Annotated in this window: 18 protein-coding genes and 1 riboswitch; of the genes, 6 read left to right on the forward strand and 12 right to left on the reverse strand. The window is 69.3% G+C overall.

Features of this window, described 5'->3' with window-relative positions; translation table 11 throughout:
* Window positions 1-9 precede the first annotated feature (9 nt).
* Window positions 10-777 (reverse strand): AfsA-related hotdog domain-containing protein, encoded by a 768-nt coding sequence (locus tag ACFC06_RS15520; RefSeq protein ID WP_375930825.1) that lies wholly within the window; start codon window positions 775-777, stop codon window positions 10-12.
* A gap of 13 nt (window positions 778-790) precedes the next feature.
* Window positions 791-906, reverse strand: a riboswitch (SAM riboswitch).
* A 144-nt stretch (window positions 907-1,050) separates the two neighbouring features.
* Between ACFC06_RS15520 and ACFC06_RS15525 the strand changes: the two genes are divergently transcribed.
* The gene (locus tag ACFC06_RS15525; RefSeq protein ID WP_375930828.1) at window positions 1,051-1,503 is read left to right on the forward strand and encodes an SRPBCC family protein; all 453 of its coding nucleotides are present in this window, start codon (window positions 1,051-1,053) and stop codon (window positions 1,501-1,503) included.
* A 50-nt stretch (window positions 1,504-1,553) separates the two neighbouring features.
* Here the strand turns inward: ACFC06_RS15525 and ACFC06_RS15530 are convergent, their stop codons facing one another.
* On the reverse strand, window positions 1,554-2,003 hold the full coding sequence (locus ACFC06_RS15530) for a MarR family winged helix-turn-helix transcriptional regulator (protein WP_375930831.1): 450 nt from the start codon (window positions 2,001-2,003) through the stop codon (window positions 1,554-1,556).
* Between the two features lie 114 nt (window positions 2,004-2,117).
* On the opposite strand from ACFC06_RS15530, the gene ACFC06_RS15535 reads away from it, so the two are divergent.
* Window positions 2,118-3,059 (forward strand): SMP-30/gluconolactonase/LRE family protein, encoded by a 942-nt coding sequence (locus ACFC06_RS15535; protein ID WP_375930834.1) that lies wholly within the window; start codon window positions 2,118-2,120, stop codon window positions 3,057-3,059.
* On the opposite strand, the gene ACFC06_RS15540 is transcribed toward ACFC06_RS15535, so the two are convergent.
* On the reverse strand, window positions 3,056-3,832 hold the full coding sequence (locus tag ACFC06_RS15540) for an alpha/beta fold hydrolase (RefSeq protein ID WP_375930837.1): 777 nt from the start codon (window positions 3,830-3,832) through the stop codon (window positions 3,056-3,058). The genes ACFC06_RS15535 and ACFC06_RS15540 overlap by 4 nt on opposite strands.
* A 165-nt stretch (window positions 3,833-3,997) precedes the next feature.
* On the opposite strand from ACFC06_RS15540, the gene ACFC06_RS15545 reads away from it, so the two are divergent.
* Window positions 3,998-4,795, forward strand: coding sequence for a DUF6585 family protein (locus tag ACFC06_RS15545; protein WP_375930840.1), 798 nt, complete (start codon window positions 3,998-4,000; stop codon window positions 4,793-4,795).
* A 6-nt stretch (window positions 4,796-4,801) separates the two neighbouring features.
* On the opposite strand, the gene ACFC06_RS15550 is transcribed toward ACFC06_RS15545, so the two are convergent.
* The 9 genes from ACFC06_RS15550 to ACFC06_RS15590 all read right to left on the reverse strand — a co-directional run bounded on the left by ACFC06_RS15550 (window position 4,802) and on the right by ACFC06_RS15590 (window position 12,108).
* A complete protein-coding gene (locus ACFC06_RS15550; RefSeq protein WP_375930843.1) occupies window positions 4,802-5,143 on the reverse strand; it encodes a type II toxin-antitoxin system PemK/MazF family toxin in 342 nt (113 codons plus the stop codon).
* The gene (locus ACFC06_RS15555) at window positions 5,137-5,478 is read right to left on the reverse strand and encodes a hypothetical protein (RefSeq protein WP_375930846.1); all 342 of its coding nucleotides are present in this window, start codon (window positions 5,476-5,478) and stop codon (window positions 5,137-5,139) included. The genes ACFC06_RS15550 and ACFC06_RS15555 overlap by 7 nt, the downstream gene beginning before the upstream one ends.
* On the reverse strand, window positions 5,475-6,080 hold the full coding sequence (locus tag ACFC06_RS15560) for a hypothetical protein (protein WP_375930849.1): 606 nt from the start codon (window positions 6,078-6,080) through the stop codon (window positions 5,475-5,477). Before ACFC06_RS15560 ends, ACFC06_RS15555 begins: the two co-directional genes overlap by 4 nt.
* Window positions 6,081-6,159: 79 nt before the next feature.
* A complete protein-coding gene (gene groL / locus ACFC06_RS15565) occupies window positions 6,160-7,785 on the reverse strand; it encodes a chaperonin GroEL (protein WP_278261710.1) in 1,626 nt (541 codons plus the stop codon).
* A gap of 213 nt (window positions 7,786-7,998) precedes the next feature.
* Window positions 7,999-8,727 carry a Clp protease N-terminal domain-containing protein gene (locus ACFC06_RS15570; RefSeq protein ID WP_375930853.1) on the reverse strand — a complete coding sequence of 243 codons (729 nt, stop codon included), beginning with the start codon at window positions 8,725-8,727 and terminating at the stop codon, window positions 7,999-8,001.
* Window positions 8,728-8,780: 53 nt separating this feature from the next.
* Window positions 8,781-9,866, reverse strand: a complete 1,086-nt coding sequence (locus ACFC06_RS15575; protein WP_375930856.1) for an NAD(P)/FAD-dependent oxidoreductase — start codon at window positions 9,864-9,866, stop codon at window positions 8,781-8,783.
* Window positions 9,867-10,183: 317 nt separating this feature from the next.
* Window positions 10,184-11,056, reverse strand: coding sequence for a CDP-alcohol phosphatidyltransferase family protein (locus ACFC06_RS15580; protein WP_375930859.1), 873 nt, complete (start codon window positions 11,054-11,056; stop codon window positions 10,184-10,186).
* A complete protein-coding gene (locus ACFC06_RS15585; RefSeq protein ID WP_375930862.1) occupies window positions 11,053-11,766 on the reverse strand; it encodes a phosphatidylserine decarboxylase in 714 nt (237 codons plus the stop codon). Before ACFC06_RS15585 ends, ACFC06_RS15580 begins: the two co-directional genes overlap by 4 nt.
* Window positions 11,767-11,835: 69 nt before the next feature.
* A complete protein-coding gene (locus ACFC06_RS15590) occupies window positions 11,836-12,108 on the reverse strand; it encodes a GlsB/YeaQ/YmgE family stress response membrane protein (protein WP_278261907.1) in 273 nt (90 codons plus the stop codon).
* Between the two features lie 239 nt (window positions 12,109-12,347).
* On the opposite strand from ACFC06_RS15590, the gene ACFC06_RS15595 reads away from it, so the two are divergent.
* The 3 genes from ACFC06_RS15595 to ACFC06_RS15605 all read left to right on the forward strand — a co-directional run bounded on the left by ACFC06_RS15595 (window position 12,348) and on the right by ACFC06_RS15605 (window position 15,449).
* Window positions 12,348-13,376 (forward strand): beta-ketoacyl-ACP synthase III, encoded by a 1,029-nt coding sequence (locus ACFC06_RS15595; protein WP_375930865.1) that lies wholly within the window; start codon window positions 12,348-12,350, stop codon window positions 13,374-13,376.
* A gap of 187 nt (window positions 13,377-13,563) precedes the next feature.
* Window positions 13,564-13,755: a hypothetical protein gene (locus tag ACFC06_RS15600; protein ID WP_375930868.1), complete on the forward strand. Its 192-nt coding sequence runs from the start codon at window positions 13,564-13,566 to the stop codon at window positions 13,753-13,755.
* A gap of 26 nt (window positions 13,756-13,781) precedes the next feature.
* Window positions 13,782-15,449: an FAD-dependent oxidoreductase gene (locus tag ACFC06_RS15605; RefSeq protein ID WP_375930871.1), complete on the forward strand. Its 1,668-nt coding sequence runs from the start codon at window positions 13,782-13,784 to the stop codon at window positions 15,447-15,449.
* Window positions 15,450-15,455 lie beyond the last annotated feature (6 nt).

Below are 15,455 nucleotides of genomic sequence, written 5' to 3' on the forward strand. Positions count from 1 at the left end.
GCTGACCGCTCACGCCGAGGCCTCGAGGTAGGCGTCGACCGCCTTGGCGGCCTTGGCGCGCTCGATCTGGGCGATCCGCTCGTTGGGCAGGGCGGTGAACTCGATGCGCGAGCTGGCGACGGGCTTGCCGAACTGGTGCACCTCGGTCTCGATCCGGAACTGCAGTTTGCCCGGGTCGTCGACGGAGACCGGCGTGAGCCGCGCGTGCAGGGTCGCGGGCAGCGGGAACAGGAACGAGGTGAACCGCAGGTCCACGTTGTTCCAGACGATGTAGAAGTGCTCCTGCGGGCGGCGCACGCCGTATTCGAGTTCGAAGGCGGCCAGGAACAGCTGGCGCACCGCCTCGATCACCACGATGCCCTGCACGTGCTCACCGGTCTGGTGGTCCAGGAGCAGTTCGTTGTCGCCGTCCAGGCGCAGATCGGCCTGGAAGACGTTCTCCTCGGTCCTGGTGAGGCCCGCCAGCAGCACATTGGAGTGCTGGTACTTGTGCACGTGGTGCCTGCGCGCGGGCTCGGCGATCTCGCCGACGACCCGCACCCGCAGGTGCGGCGCGTGCACCGCGGCCACGTGCTCGAGATAGTCGAGATCGTGCCGGGTGACGCCCTGCCCCAGGTGAACGGCCAGTTCCTGACTCGCGGGCAATCGCCCGCCGCGCAGCAACGCGACCAGTCCGGACACGGTGTGCACCCGGTCGTCGGCGGAGATGCCGAGGAATCGGTCACCGACCACCACGTACGCGGTGGTCACGGTGGAGTCGAGCTGGACTACAGACATGGATAGACCTCCAGAAGGACGCTTATGGCGAGCAAGACGCCTCACCATCCGGTCGTCACCCGGAGCACCCCGCCGCCGATGGAGGGTTGCCGCCCAGCTAGCCGGGGCTCGATGCTGGAACTCGTGACCGTCGAATCGAAAGGTATTCGGCCGCAATATTTTTGAACAGCGTTCGGAGCAGGGTGCAAATAATCCACCCACGGTACGAGGATCGGCCCCCGCCGGGCGCCTATGCTGAGCGTTACCGAACGTCACACGATCCCGGAGGCAACGTTGCCGAACAATCTCGAAGCCAGCATCGACATCGCCGCATCGCCGGAGAAGGTGTGGGCGGTGCTCGCCGATCTCAAGCGGATGCCCGAGCTGAGCCCGACGACGTGGAAGATGATCGCGCTGGGCGGAGTGCGGGTCGGCGCGCTGACGGTGAACGTCAACAAGGACGGCTGGAAGGTGTGGCCGACCACCTCGCGCATCGTCGCCTTCGAGCCGAACAAGACCCTGGCCTTCCGGATGCTGGAGAACCGCACCGTGTGGCGCTACGAGCTCGAGCCGACCGCGGGCGGCACCCGCGTGGTGGAGACCCGCACCGTCGACCCCAAGGGCATCCCCGCCCCCGTGCGCACGCTGGTCAACGCCGCCGCCGGTGGTGAGGACAAGTTCGAGGCCGACCTGGTCTCGGGCATGCAGGAGACCCTGGCGCGGGTGAAGGCCGCCGCCGAACGCTAGGCCACTCGTCACGAGAGCCCGCCGGATGCTTCCGGCGGGCTCTCGCCGTTTCAGGGCAGGTCGGCGCGGATCTCGTCGAGTGCCTCCGCCGTGCGGACGAGCATGGCGGTGAGCGCGGTCAGCTCCTCGGCGGTGAAGCGTTGCGCGAGGGTGCGCTCGACCGCGATGGCGCGGACGTCGGCGTCGGCCGTGAGTTCCCGGCCGGCCTCGGTGAGCCGGGTTTCCAGGATGTTCTTGTGCCATTCGTGCGGCGTCCGCTCGACCAGGCCGCGGTCCTGGAGGTTGGTCAGGACGGTGTTCATCGTGGGCGGGGTGACGCCGACCAGCCGGGCCAGCGCGGCGGCGGAGATGCCGGGATGCTCGGCGAGGCTCAGCAGGGCGCTGTACTGCGGGACGGTCAGGCCTGCCGGTTTGAGCGCGGCGGTCTTGGTCGCCATCAGGGCCTGTTCGGCGCGCTTGAGGTACGAACCGAGCCGGTCGGCGGCGGGCATGGACGTCATGGGTGCATGGTATCCGGTCGTCATTCGATAACTATCTTGACGATCATAAAGGTTCTAATCTATGTTTTAGCTCATCACTAGATGTCTGGATTTACCTCACTGAGAGGCTTCATCATGATCAGGACCACCGCCGTTGTCGCCTTGGCCGCCTGCTGCCTGGCCGTCACGGGGTGCGGCGAGCCCGCTGCCGCCGTCACGCTGAGCACTGCCTACGAGCTGCCCGGGACCGCCGTGTATCCCGAGGGGATCGGGCTCGACGCACGCACCGGCGATACCTATGTGGGGTCGTTCGCCGACGGGTCGGTCTATCGCGCCGCGGCCGGGGCGACGCGCGCCGAGGTGTTCCTGCCCGCGGGCGCGGATGGGCGCGAGACCGCGAACGGGGTGAAGGTCGACGCCGAGGGGCGGCTGTGGGTGATCGATTCCGGGGTGGGGGTCGCGGTGTACGACACCGGGTCGCGGGCGCTGCTGGCCCGGTTCACCGTGCCCGGTGACGGGCCGCGGTTCGTCAACGATCTGGACTTCGGCGGTGACGGGTCGGCCTATCTCACCGACAGTGTGCGCAATGTGGTCTATCGGGTGTCACCGGAGCAACAGCGTTCGGGCGGTGGTGAATTCGCGGTCGCCGCCGATCTCGGGCCCGCGGGGGCGCGCGAGCTCAACGGCATCGTCGTCGATCGGGCGGGGAACTATCTGCTGGTGGTGGCGATGTCGGCGGGCGAGCTGTATCGCGTCGACCTCGCCGGTGGCCCGGTTCAGCGGGTGAGCCTGGTCGGTGGCGACGCGCGCCACGGTGACGGACTGGAATTGCGGGACGACACCCTGTGGGTGGTCCACAACACCGATCACGCGATCAGCCGGTGGACCCTCACCGACCACGGCGCCACCGCCACCCGCGAGAGCGAATTCCGCGCCCCCGCCCTGAACATCCCCACCACCATGGTGCATGTGGGCGATCGGGCGCTGATCGTCTCCTCGCAGTTCGACAAGGGTGGTCCGCTGGGTGCGGAGGGAACGCCGGGGCCGTTCGTGGTTTCGGCGGTCGACGGACTCTAGCCGGAGACGAATTCGCGCAGTACAGAGACGAATTCGTCGGGTTGTTCGACCTGCGGGGAATGACCGGCGTGCTCGACCAGGTGGGTGCGCGCGCCCGCCGCGGCGTAGCGGGCCAGGGTCTGGGTGCTGTCGTAGAGCTGGTCGTGACGACCGTGCACGGCCAGGACCGGCTGGGTCAGGGCGGCGGCACGGGCGTCGAGCGGATCGGCGGCGAAATCCTCGGCGCGGGCGCCGACGGCGTAGGCCAGGGCGGCGGGGACCGCGGTGCGGAAGTCGCGCACCGCCGCGTCGGCCAGGCCGGGCGCCGAACCCCAGCGGAACCGCGGGGCGAAGGCGGTGCGGTTGGCCAGGCGGATCACCGCGCCCGGCGTCCAGCGCTGGGCCAGCCGGACCGACCAGGGCCGGACCACCCAACGCGCCGCGGCGGGGATGCTCGCGGCCACGTAATCCGGGGCCTGACCGATCACCACCACCTTGGCCACGCGCGGCGAACGGGCGGCCGCGGCCAGCGCCAGTTCGGCGCCGAAGGAGTGGCCGACGATCGTCACCTCGGTCAGGGCGAGATCGTCGAGCAGTTCCAGGACCGGCGCCACCCTGGACTCGGCGGCGAAATCGCCGGAGAGCGCGCCCTGTTCGTGGAGGTCGACACGGATCACCCGGTATTCGGGGGTCAGCCGTTCGGCCACGGCCGCGAACCAGTCGACCGATCCGGGGATGCCGTGCAGGCACACGATCGGCGCGGCGGTTGTCGGTCCCTCGTCCAGAAACAGCACCCGACCAGCCTATCCGGACCGCTGTCATACCCCCTCTACAGCGGCGTTCGCCCCGCGTAGCAGTGCATTCCGTGCGGGATCGCGATGCCGGGACGTGCAACGGTGGCGGTTATCGGCCGGGTGGAATACGCTTCGCCGCGGATGAAACGCCTCTTGGAGGGACCAGTGATCACTCCGAACAGGCCGGAGGACATAACCGAAGCCGGGCACCGGGTGCCGTTGACCCAGCTCATACACCTGATGGCCGAGTATCAGCACCTCGGCGCGCACCGTGACACCTTCCTCGCCGCCCCCGCCGACGACACCTTCGTGCGCGGCTGCGGAATCATCGCGGGCACCATCGCCACCATCGGAGTCATCTGCGTGGGGGTCGGCGCCTGGCAGGGCGGGATCGCGCTGCTGGTGATGGCCGCGGTGCCGGTGCTACTGGCCATGCGGCGCGGAATGATCAACCGGCGCAACCGGGCCGCGCGCATCGACCTGTTCGACTACGGCGTGACGGTGTACCGGTCCGGGCAGCGGGTGGCCGGGTTCCGTTGGGACAGCATCGAAGTCCGCCAGGAAACGATCCCCTTCCACGACACCACCGCCGTCACCTACCTGCTGACGCTCACCGGCCCCGGCGCCGAGGCCACCATCGACGAGGAAGGCTTCGCCCGCGCCCGCGAATGGGCACGCGCCATCCAGTCCTCGGTCACCGCCACCCAGCTCCCCGCCGCGGTGGCCGCCATCGACGACGGCGAGACCGTCACCTTCGGCGACCTCGGCCTGTCCCTGGACGCGCTCACCTTCCACGGCGAAGCCTTCGGCTGGGAGAACATCCAGCTCATCGACGCCCGCAGCGGCCACATCCGCATCAAACTGGCAGGCACCTGGCGCTCCCTGGCCCCCGTCAGCACCATCCCCAACTTCTACATCTTCAACGAACTAGCCGAACGCCTCCGCCTCACCCCGGTCGGCTAGCGGACTTCACGGCTGCAGGCCGAGAATCAGGCGCACCGAGGACTCGACCCGACGCAACTCGGCCGGGGCGAGTACCCCGAGTTTGCGGCGCAGGCGGGGCTTGGCCACCGTGTGCAAGTCCGCGCAATTCACGTAGGACTCGGCGTACTTGGTCAGTCCGGAATCCGGTCCGACCGGAACGTGGGTCACCGAGGGACCGGAGGTGCCGGTGATCAGCGCGACCGTCACAGCGGAAAGCGGCTCGGCGACGCGGTTGACCGTCAGGACGACGACCGGGTGCGGCCCGACCGGCTGAGGCAGCGCGCACGACCAGACTTCCCCCCGTAGCGCGGTCCCCGCGCTTACCACTGCATCTCGTCGACGGCGGCGAGTTCGGCCTCGCTCGGTTCGACCGCGCCCTCCGGCAGCGGAGCCTTCCGGTCGACGTAGAACGCGCGGATCTCCTCGGCCGCGCCGACCTCGGCAGCTTCGCGCGCGAGCAGCCGCAACCCTTCACGCAAGGCATCCGAGGTCGAGTCGATGCGCAGCGTGCGCATGACTTCCCGCAAGGCCGCCAGCTCGTCGCCGCGGAGTCTGACCTGCGCCAAGCGGCTGGGGCCGAGCGAAGTCACCGTGGCGCGGCCCTTCTTTCCACCGGCCCGCTTGCGAGTAGCCGCGTCACCATCTTGTCGTACAGGTGTCATACAACCAGTGTGGGCTGCCGCCGGGTGCTCGTCAAACGCCCCAGGAATGGGAGTACAGCGATCACTGTGAGGACGAGGAGCCACGGGAGGCGCCACCACCAGTGGAGGTGGCCGTGGGCAGGGGGTGGGGCGGTGGTGAGGGGACGAGCGGTGGCAGACCAGGCGACGAAGGCGTCGCCTATCGGCATCGCGCCGAAGGCGTAGCGCTTTGTGCCGGGGAGGGTGATCGGGAAGCCGAGGAATTCGGCGCGGAAGCGGGTGTACTGCTGAGCCGCGAAGAGGGGGTCGATGTCCGGGAGGAAGCGGAGGATGATCGTTTGGGAGGTCGCTCGGGCCGCGGTGGTCATCGAGCCGTCGAACGCCGAGACCTGGTGGGGTAGGAGCCCGGTGGCGGGGTCGAGGTGGGCTTTCGCGTCGTTGAGCCAGCGGTCGATGACCGGGGCGAAGCGGGCGTCGGTGAGCGTGTCGTGCAGGCGCAGGGAGGCGATGGCGACCGTGGAGTCGACCGGCCAGGACTGGCCGGGGTAGGCCGCGGTGTGCGCTGCCTGCACCCAGGACAGGCCGTAGAGGACGATCAGGAAGACGTATCCCTCGGGGAACATCCCCTGCGGTACGACGAAGGCCGATCCACTCGGAAGTGGATCGGCCTTCGTGGCTTGCGGGGACCAGCTGATCAGGAGATCAGAAGTCCATGCCGCCCATGCCGCCGGTCGGGTCGCCCGCGGGGGCGGCCTTCTCCGGCTTGTCGGCGACGACGGCCTCGGTGGTGAGGAACAGGGCCGCGATGGAGGCCGCGTTCTGCAGGGCCGAACGGGTGACCTTGACCGGGTCGGCGACGCCGGCGGCCAGCAGGTTCTCGTACACGCCGGAATCGGCGTTGAGGCCCTCGCCCTCGGGCAGGTTGGACACGCGCTCGGCGACGACGCCGGGCTCGAGACCCGCGTTGAAGGCGATCTGCTTCAGCGGAGCCGACAGCGCGACGCGCACGATGTTGACACCGGTCGCCTCGTCGGCGGTCAGGCCCTCGAAGCCCTCCAGCGCCGGGGCGGCCTGCAGCAGGGCGACGCCACCACCGGCGACGATGCCCTCTTCGACGGCGGCCTTGGCGTTGCGCACGGCATCTTCGATGCGGTGCTTGCGCTCCTTGAGCTCGACCTCGGTGGCGGCACCGGCCTTGATCACCGCGACGCCGCCGGCCAGCTTGGCCAGCCGCTCCTGCAGCTTCTCACGGTCGTAGTCGGAGTCCGAGTTCTCGATCTCGGTGCGGATCTGCGCCACGCGGCCCTTGATGGCCTCCGCGTCGCCCGCGCCCTCGACGATGGTGGTCTCGTCCTTGGTGACGACGACCTTGCGCGCCTGGCCGAGCAGCTCGATGCCCGCGGTCTCCAGCGAGAGGCCGACCTCTTCGCTGATGACCTCGCCACCGGTGAGGATGGCGATGTCGGCGAGCTGGGCCTTGCGGCGGTCACCGAAGCCCGGGGCCTTGACGGCGACGGACTTGAAGGTGCCACGGATCTTGTTCACGACCAGGGTCGAGAGGGCTTCGCCCTCGATGTCCTCGGCGATGATCAGCAGCGGCTTGCCGGCCTGGATGACCTTCTCCAGCAGCGGCAGCAGGTCCTTGACGGTCGAGATCTTCGACGACACCAGCAGGATGTACGGGTCCTCGAGGACCGCTTCCTGACGCTCGGGGTCGGTGACGAAGTAACCGGAGATGTAGCCCTTGTCGAAGCGCATACCCTCGGTCAGCTCCAGCTGGAGCCCGAAGGTGTTGCTCTCCTCGACGGTGATGACACCTTCCTTGCCGACCTTGTCCATCGCCTCGGCGATGAGCTGGCCGATGGCGGCGTCACCGGCGGAGATACCAGCGGTAGCAGCGATCTGCTCCTTGGTGTCGATCTCCTTGGCGGTGTCGAGCAGCTTGGCGGTGACGGCCTCGACGGCCTTCTCGATGCCGCGCTTGAGGCCCAGCGGGTTGGCGCCGGCCGCGACGTTGCGCAGGCCCTCACGCACGAGCGCCTGGGCGAGCACGGTGGCGGTGGTGGTGCCGTCGCCCGCGACGTCGTCGGTCTTCTTGGCGACTTCCTTGACCAGCTCGGCGCCGATCTTCTCGTACGGGTCCTCGAGGTCGATCTCCTTGGCGATGGACACGCCATCGTTGGTGATCGTGGGGGCGCCCCACTTCTTCTCGAGCACGACGTTGCGACCCTTCGGGCCCAGCGTCACCTTGACAGCGTCGGCGAGGGCGTTCAGACCCCGCTCGAGACCCCGACGGGCCTCTTCGTCGTACGCAATTGTCTTGGCCATTGCGTTGAGATCCTCCACATGTCTATGGCTGACACACGAGACGACCACAGGTTGGATCGCCCCAAGTTACGCTGGCCAGGTGCGGTGCCCGCGACGGACGACCGAGGGTGTCGATGGAACCCGGTCTCACCGTCCCGACCTGGCACTCAACAGTCGAGAGTGCCAAGGCATTTTTAGCACTCGAGGACCGAGAGTGCAAGGTCGGTCCCGATGTCACTCCCCTTCGGCGGGTTTCAGAAAAGCGGCCAGCAGCTCCACCAGATCCGATTCGACCTGCGCCTTCTCCAGGCCGAGCCCGCTGAGCACGCCGGTGCCGTTCTCCTGTTCGAGCAGGGCCAGCAGGATGTGCTCGGTGCCGATGTAGTTGTGCCCGAGGCGCAATGCCTCGCGAAAGGTCAGCTCCAGGACCTTCTTGGTATCGCCGTCGAACGGGATGAGGGCGGGCACCTCGGCATCGGGGGCGGGCAGGGTCGCCGTGGCCGCGTCGCGCACCGCGTCGAGCGAGACCCCGCGCGCCACGATCTCGCGCGCGGCCAGACCCTCGGACTGGTCGATCAGCCCGAGGATGAGATGCCCGAGGGTGATGCGGGCATTGGGCACCGCCCGCGCCGACTCCTGCGAACCGACCACGACCTGGCGGGCCCGGTCGGTGAACTTGGCGAAGCCGGCCTGGGGGTCCATGGCGGCGGCGTCACCGGGCTGTTTGGGCACGAACCGCTTCTGCGCGGCCTGCTTGCTGACGCCCATGCTGACGCCGATATCGGTCCAGGAGGCGCCGGAGCGGCGGGCCTGGTCGACGAAATGGCCGATCAGATGATCAGCCACCTCGCCGAGATGGTTGGCGGCGACCACGGCGTCGCTGAGCTGGTCGAGAACGTTGTCGGGGCGGGCCTTCTTGATGCCGTCGATCAGATCGTCGAGGCGGAAGTTGGGAGTGCTCATGCGTCAACTCTAGGTTGACGATGCTGGTGCGTCAACCGTTGGTTGACGATTGGTCAGCGGGCGCCCACCGAGAAGGCCGCGCCGCGCACGATCAGCTCTTTCACCCACGCCCCGGGGCGACCGCGCAGGACGGTTCTCGCCGGGCGGTCGTCGGCGGTGAGCACCTGGATGACGGCGGCGCGGCGGCCCAGGCTCAAGCACTGCAGGTAGTAGCGGAAGCGCATCGGGTCCGGCTCGGCGCCGCGGGCGCGCCGGGCGATGGCACGGGCGACATAGCCGCCGGTGGGAATGGCGGTGGCGCAGGCCATCCGCAGCGGGCGGTCGCCGGGACCGGCCATCAGGGCCGCGTCACCCGCGGCGTAGACGGCCGGGTGGGAGATCGAGCGCAGGGTGTCGTCGGTGCGGACGCGGCCGTAGTCGTCGACGTCGAGGCCGGCGCGGCGCGCCAGATCGGGGACGGTGAAACCCGCGGTCCAGACGACGGTGGCGGCGGGCACGACGGTGCCGTCGGTGAGGCGCACCCCATCGGGCAGCACCTCGGCGACCTCGGCGTCGGAGCGGATCGCGACACCGAGATCCGACAGCGTACCCGCGATCAGGTCCGCGGCGCGGGCCGACAGCCACGCGCCGGGCGCGCTCGCACCGAGCAGCGTCACCGCGGAATCCGGGTGCGCCTCGGCCAGTTCCGCGGCCAGCTCGATGCCCGTCGCCCCGGCGCCGACCACGACCACCGGCCCGGCGGGCAGGGTCCGCACGTCCTCGGGAGTCGCCAGTACCCGCGCGTATTCGGCCACGCCCGGCACGCGCGCGCGGTCGGCGGCGCTGCCCAGCGCGTAGACCAGGGTGTCGTAGCCGAGTTCGGCGCCGGTGCCGAGGCGGATCAGCCCGGCCTCCGGGTCCAGGTCCACGACCTCGGCCCGGACGAATTCGATCCCCTTGTCCCCCAGCATCTTCCACAGGTCCCAGCGCCGAACTTCCTGTCCGGCGACGGCCTGGTGCAGACGCACCCGTTCGACGAACTCCGCGCGCGCGTCCACCACGGTGACGCGCGCGCCGCGCATCGAGCGGGCGAGTCCGCGCGCGGCGGCGAGGCCCGCGTACCCCGCGCCCAGTACCACGATTCGCTGCTGACCGGTCATGATGTGGCTCCTCTCGACAACGCCGACACCAACCAGACCGCACAGCCCCCGGTTTCGTGACAGTCCGGCGCCGTGATCCGGGTCACGACTCTGCGGCGGCCGGGAAACGCAGCTTGTCGGGGGTGGTCGAACGGTTTTCGGCGGCCGTTAGAGTATGGACAACCCCGGTACCCGGAAAGGAACAACCTCTCATGCTTGTTACCGCGATCGAAGTGCTCTTCTACTCGGCGATTGCCCTCACTGTCTGGTTCATGGGCTACATGGCCTACCGCCTGGTGACCGACGAGTCGAACCGCTGACCAGCACCGATCCGGGAACTACCGCGGTCTGCGCAGCCGTAGGCGCGCCGAACCGCGGATAGCCGGGCGGCGGATGCTCGGCATCTTGCGCTGGGCGCGGCGCTGGGCACGTCGTTCGGCGGGCTTGTGCTGCCAGGTCTCCGGGCGCGCGGCCACCCAGCGCGCCGAACGCCAGGCGAACGGGATGTGCGCCAGGTAGAGGGCCACCAGGATCAGCAGCAGCACGATCGGGTAGGTCACCAGCAGGGCCGCGGCCAGGGCGGTCAGTACGAGCAGGCCCGCGGCGGCCTGCGGAGCCACCGAGACCGACTTCATCGCCAGCGTGGGGATGGTGCTCACGCACAGCAGGGCCGCGAAGATGGTCCAGGCGGCCACGAAGGTGAAGCCGTCCCACCAGCCGTCACCGAACTGCACCTTCAGCGCGATCGGGACCAGGGCGATCAGCGCACCCGCCGGGGCGGGGACGCCGACGAAGTACTCCCGCGCCCAGTTGGGGCGGGAGTCGTCGTCGAGCAGGGTGTTGAAGCGGGCCAGGCGCAGTACCAGGCTCACCGCGTACAGCAGGGCCACGATCCAGCCCGCGCTGTAGCCGTCGAGCAGCGTCACGTAGAGCACCAGCGCGGGGGCGACGCCGAAGGAGATCGCGTCCGAGAGCGAGTCCAGCTCCGCACCCATCTTGGTGGTGGCGTCGAGCATGCGCGCGAGCCTGCCGTCGAGGGTGTCGAGCACGGCGGCGGCGCCGACCATCGCCAGCGCGATGCCCAGCTCGCCGTCGAGACCGAACTTCACCGCGGACAGGCCGGCGCACAGCGCGAGGATGGTGACGACGCTGGGCAGCAGACGCACCGAACGGGGGCGCTTACGTCGCGAGGAGTGCGCCTGTTCGATCATCCCAGCACAGCCAGGACGGTTTCGGCCCCGATCGTGCGCTGGCCGGGGTTCACCAGGAGTTCGGTGCCGACCGGGAAATAGGTATCGACGCGGGAGCCGAAGCGGATCAGGCCGTAGGTGTCACCGATGGTGAGCACATCGCCCACCCTGGCGTCGCAGACGATGCGGCGGGCGATCAGGCCCGCGATCTGCACCACGACGACCTGCTTGCCGTCGGCGGTGTCGATGAGCATGCTGTTGCGCTCGTTGGCGGCGGAGGCCTCGGGCAGGTCGGCGGAGAGGAACTGCCCCGGCTGGTGCAGCACCTCGCGCACGGTGCCGGAGACGGGCACGCGCTGGACGTGCACGTCGAGCACCGACAGGAAGATGCTCACGCGCGGCAGCGGCTGATCGCCCAGGCCGAGCTCGGCGGGCGGCACCGCGGTGTCGACCAGGGCGACCTCACCGTCGGCGGGCGCGACCACGACGCCGGGACGGTTCGGCGGCACCCGGTGCGGATGCCGGAAGAACGCCGCGCAGGCGCCCGCCGCGGCCAGCCCGGCCCGGCGCACCCACTTGTTCTTCCCGCCGACGACCGCGACCGCCAGCGGCACCGCGACGAACGGCAGGCCGGCGGGGTGCAGCGGGGGTACGGCAGCCCGCACCAGGTCGACGACATGGCCGACTCCGGTGGTCTCGGGCGTGCCGGGCGGGGTGGGGCGGCGGGCCACGGGTTCCCTCTTTCGTGTGACGACAACAGCGCTCACACCTTACGGGAACCGCGCAGGTTGCACCCGTGGTCAGTGCGCCGCTTTACGTCCGGTGAACAGTTTCACCAGGTACAGCAGGACGCAGGCGCCCGCCAGACAGGTGAAGAAGCTGAATATCCAGCCGGCTCCTTCGACGTCGACGCCGAAGAGGCTCAGGATGAAGCCGCCGAGCAGGCCGCCGACGACACCGACGACGATATTGAGCAGGATGCCCTGCTGCGCGTCGGTCTTCATGAACTTGCTCGCAATCCATCCGGCGAGACCGCCGATGATGATCCAGCTGATGATGCCGAGTCCGAGCATGGTGTCCTCGATCCCTCGATGGGCAGGCGAGCAATCGCCTCGTCTCCAAGGTATACCCCCGAGCAGTTGTGACATAAGACACGACTTTCCAACATCGGCAGGCTAATATGAGGGCGCCTCATGTCTTCGCGTTCACATGTTGTCCACGCGCGGGCAACGGGCGATGCGGCACGGATTTCGATGGCTCGGGTACACCCGGCGGTGCAACCGCAGGTTGACAGGTACATAGGAGACGCACAATGGCTGCTCGAATCGCCCAGACGACGGGGGCGGAGCACACCGCAATTCTCGGATTGGGCGTCTACCGCCCCGCCCGGGTGGTCACCAACGACGAGGTCGCGGGGCCGATCGACTCGAGCGACGAGTGGATCCGCACCCGGTCGGGAATCAAGACCCGCCGCTTCGCCTCGGCCGAGGAGACCATCCAGAGCATGAGCGTGGCCGCGGCACGCGACGCCATCGCCGCCTCGGGGGTGGCCGCCGATCAGGTCGACTGCGTCATCGTCGCCACCTCGACCCATCTGCTGCTCACACCCGCGGTGGGCCCGCGCATCGCGACCGAGCTCGGGATGACCGGTGCGGCCGCGTTCGACATCTCGGCCGGTTGCGCCGGGTTCTGTCACGCGCTGGGGATGGCCTCGGACCTGGTGCGCGCGGGCACCTCCCAGCACGTGCTGGTGATCGGCGTGGAACGGCTCACCGACGCACTCGATTTCACCGACCGCTCCACCGCCTTCCTGTTCGCCGACGGCGCGGGCGCGGTGCTGGTCGGGCCCGACCAGGAGCAGGGCATCGGCCCGACCGTGTGGGGCTCGGACGGCACCCAGCACCACGCCATCCGCCAGACCAAGGACTGGATGGAGTTCTTCACCGAGATCGACGAGCTGGGCACCGACGCGGTGCGGCCCTACCTCACGATGGAGGGCACCGCGGTGTTCCGCTGGGCGGCGCATTCGCTGGAGAAGGTGTGCCGCGACGCGATCGACCGCGCCGGCCTGACCACCGACGACCTGGACGCGATGATCCCGCACCAGGCCAACGGCCGGATCATCGAGATCATGGCCAGGGTGCTGAAGCTGCCGGAGAACTGCGCGCTGGCCAACGACATCGAGGAATCCGGCAACACTTCCGCAGCATCGATCCCGCTGGCCATGGAGGCGCTGCTGCGCAAGGGCGAATCCAAGCCGGGTGACGCCGCGCTGCTGATCGCCTTCGGCGCCGGACTGTCCTACGCCGCACAGGTTGTCACGCTGCCCGACTGGCAGTGATCCACGGATCACTCCTCGCCGAAAACCCGGTGGCCTGCGACGACGCGGGCCACCGGCGCGTCGGCTCGCCGTGTCCACCTTGTCCCGGTTGCACCACATCGGGCCTGCTGGCAAACTCTTCGCTATCGACGCGCTGACCGAAGCCGTTCAGCCCGGCGTTCCCGTCGTCAACCCGAGGTGATCGGCCGTGAAATTGCGCTCACTCCTGCCCCGCAGGCACATCGACCATGTCCCCTTGCTGCCCACCATCGACCCCGAGGACGGCTTCGCGCTGCCCGACGCGTTCGTGCCGAAGGGCACCCGCCGCAAACGCGAGGAACGCCTCGAACGCCTGCTCACCCCCACCGAGCTCGACCTGGTGCTGCACAATCAGCTCTGACCCCACGCAGAGGGGATACTCGAGGAGTGAGCACTCCCGCGGTAACCAAACCGGCCATTCTGAGCGTTGACGACGATCCCGGGGTCTCCCGGGCGGTGGTGCGCGATCTGCGCCGCCGCTACGGCGCCGACTACCGGATCCTGCGCGCGGAGTCCGGGCCGCAGGCGCTCGAGGCGCTGCGCGAGATGAAGCTGCGCGGACAGCCGGTGGCGGTGCTGATCGCCGACTACCGGATGCCGGGTATGGACGGCATCGAGTTCCTGGAGCAGGCCATGGACCTGCATCCCTATGCCCGCCGGGTCCTGCTGACCGCCTACGCCGACACCAATGCCGCGATCGACGCGATCAACGTCATCGATCTCGACCACTACCTGCTCAAGCCGTGGGACCCGCCGGAGGAGAAGCTCTATCCGGTTCTCGACGGGCTGCTCGACGCCTGGCGCAGCGCCGAGCAGCGGCCGGTGCACGAGACCAAGGTGGTGGGTGATCGCTGGTCGCCGCGCTCCTCGCAGGTGCGGGAGTTCCTGGCGCGCAACCAGTTGCCGTATCGCTGGTACCCCGCCGACGAACCGGAGGGCACCCGTCTGCTCGAAGCCGCCGGCGCCGACCCGCTGACCTGCCCGGTGGTGATCACCCCGGCGGGCGACGCGCTGATCCAGCCCACCGACAGCGAGCTGGCCGAAAACGTCGGGCTCGCAGTGCAACCCAGCGGGGACTTCTACGATCTGATCGTCGTCGGCGGTGGACCGGCCGGGCTCGGCGCCGCGGTGTACGGCGCGTCGGAGGGCCTGCGCACGGTGCTCGTGGAGCGCACCGCGACCGGCGGGCAGGCCGGACAGAGTTCGCGGATCGAGAACTATCTCGGGTTCCCCGACGGGCTCTCCGGCGCGCAGCTGGCCGATCGGGCGCGCAGGCAGGCCAACAAGTTCGGCGCGGAGATCATCACCACCCGCGATGTGGTGGGGCTCGAGATCAACGGGTCGGCGCGCACGGTGCGTTTCGCCGACGGCGGGCGGTTGTGCGCGCACACGGTGCTGATCGCGACCGGCGTGGACTACCGGCGTCATCCGGCGCCGGGCGTCGACGAATTCACCGGGCGCGGTGTGTTCTACGGCTCGGCGATGACCGAGGCCGCCGACTGCGCCGACCAGGACGTCTACATCGTCGGCGGGGCCAATTCGGCGGGACAGGCGGCGGTGTTCCTGTCGCGCAACGCCCGTCGCGTGCACATCGTGGTGCGCGGTGACTCGCTGGAGAAATCCATGTCGCACTACCTGATCCAGCAGATCGCGCAGATCCCGAACATCGTGGTACGCACCGGGACCGAGGTGGTGGGCGTCGACGGCGACGACCACCTGGAGCGGATCATCCTGCGCGACAACGACACCGGTACCGAGGAGAAGGTGGAGGCATCGCGGCTGTTCCTGTTCATCGGCGCCGCGCCGCAGACCGGCTGGCTCGACGGTGTGGTGGTGCGCGACGAGGCGGGCTATGTACTGGCCGGGCCCGATCTGATGGTCGACGGCGCCCGCCCGGCGGGCTGGGAACTGCCGCGGCCGCCGCATCATCTGGAGACCAGCGTGCCGGGCGTGTTCGTGGCCGGTGACGTGCACGCCGAATCCGCCAAGCGGGTCGCCTCCGCCGTCGGCGAGGGCGCGATGGCGGTCATGCTCGTCCACCGGTATCTGGCCTAGGAGTGA

The sequence above is a fragment of the Nocardia sp. NPDC056064 genome (assembly GCF_042266925.1).
Classification (GTDB): Bacteria; Actinomycetota; Actinomycetes; order Mycobacteriales; family Mycobacteriaceae; genus Nocardia.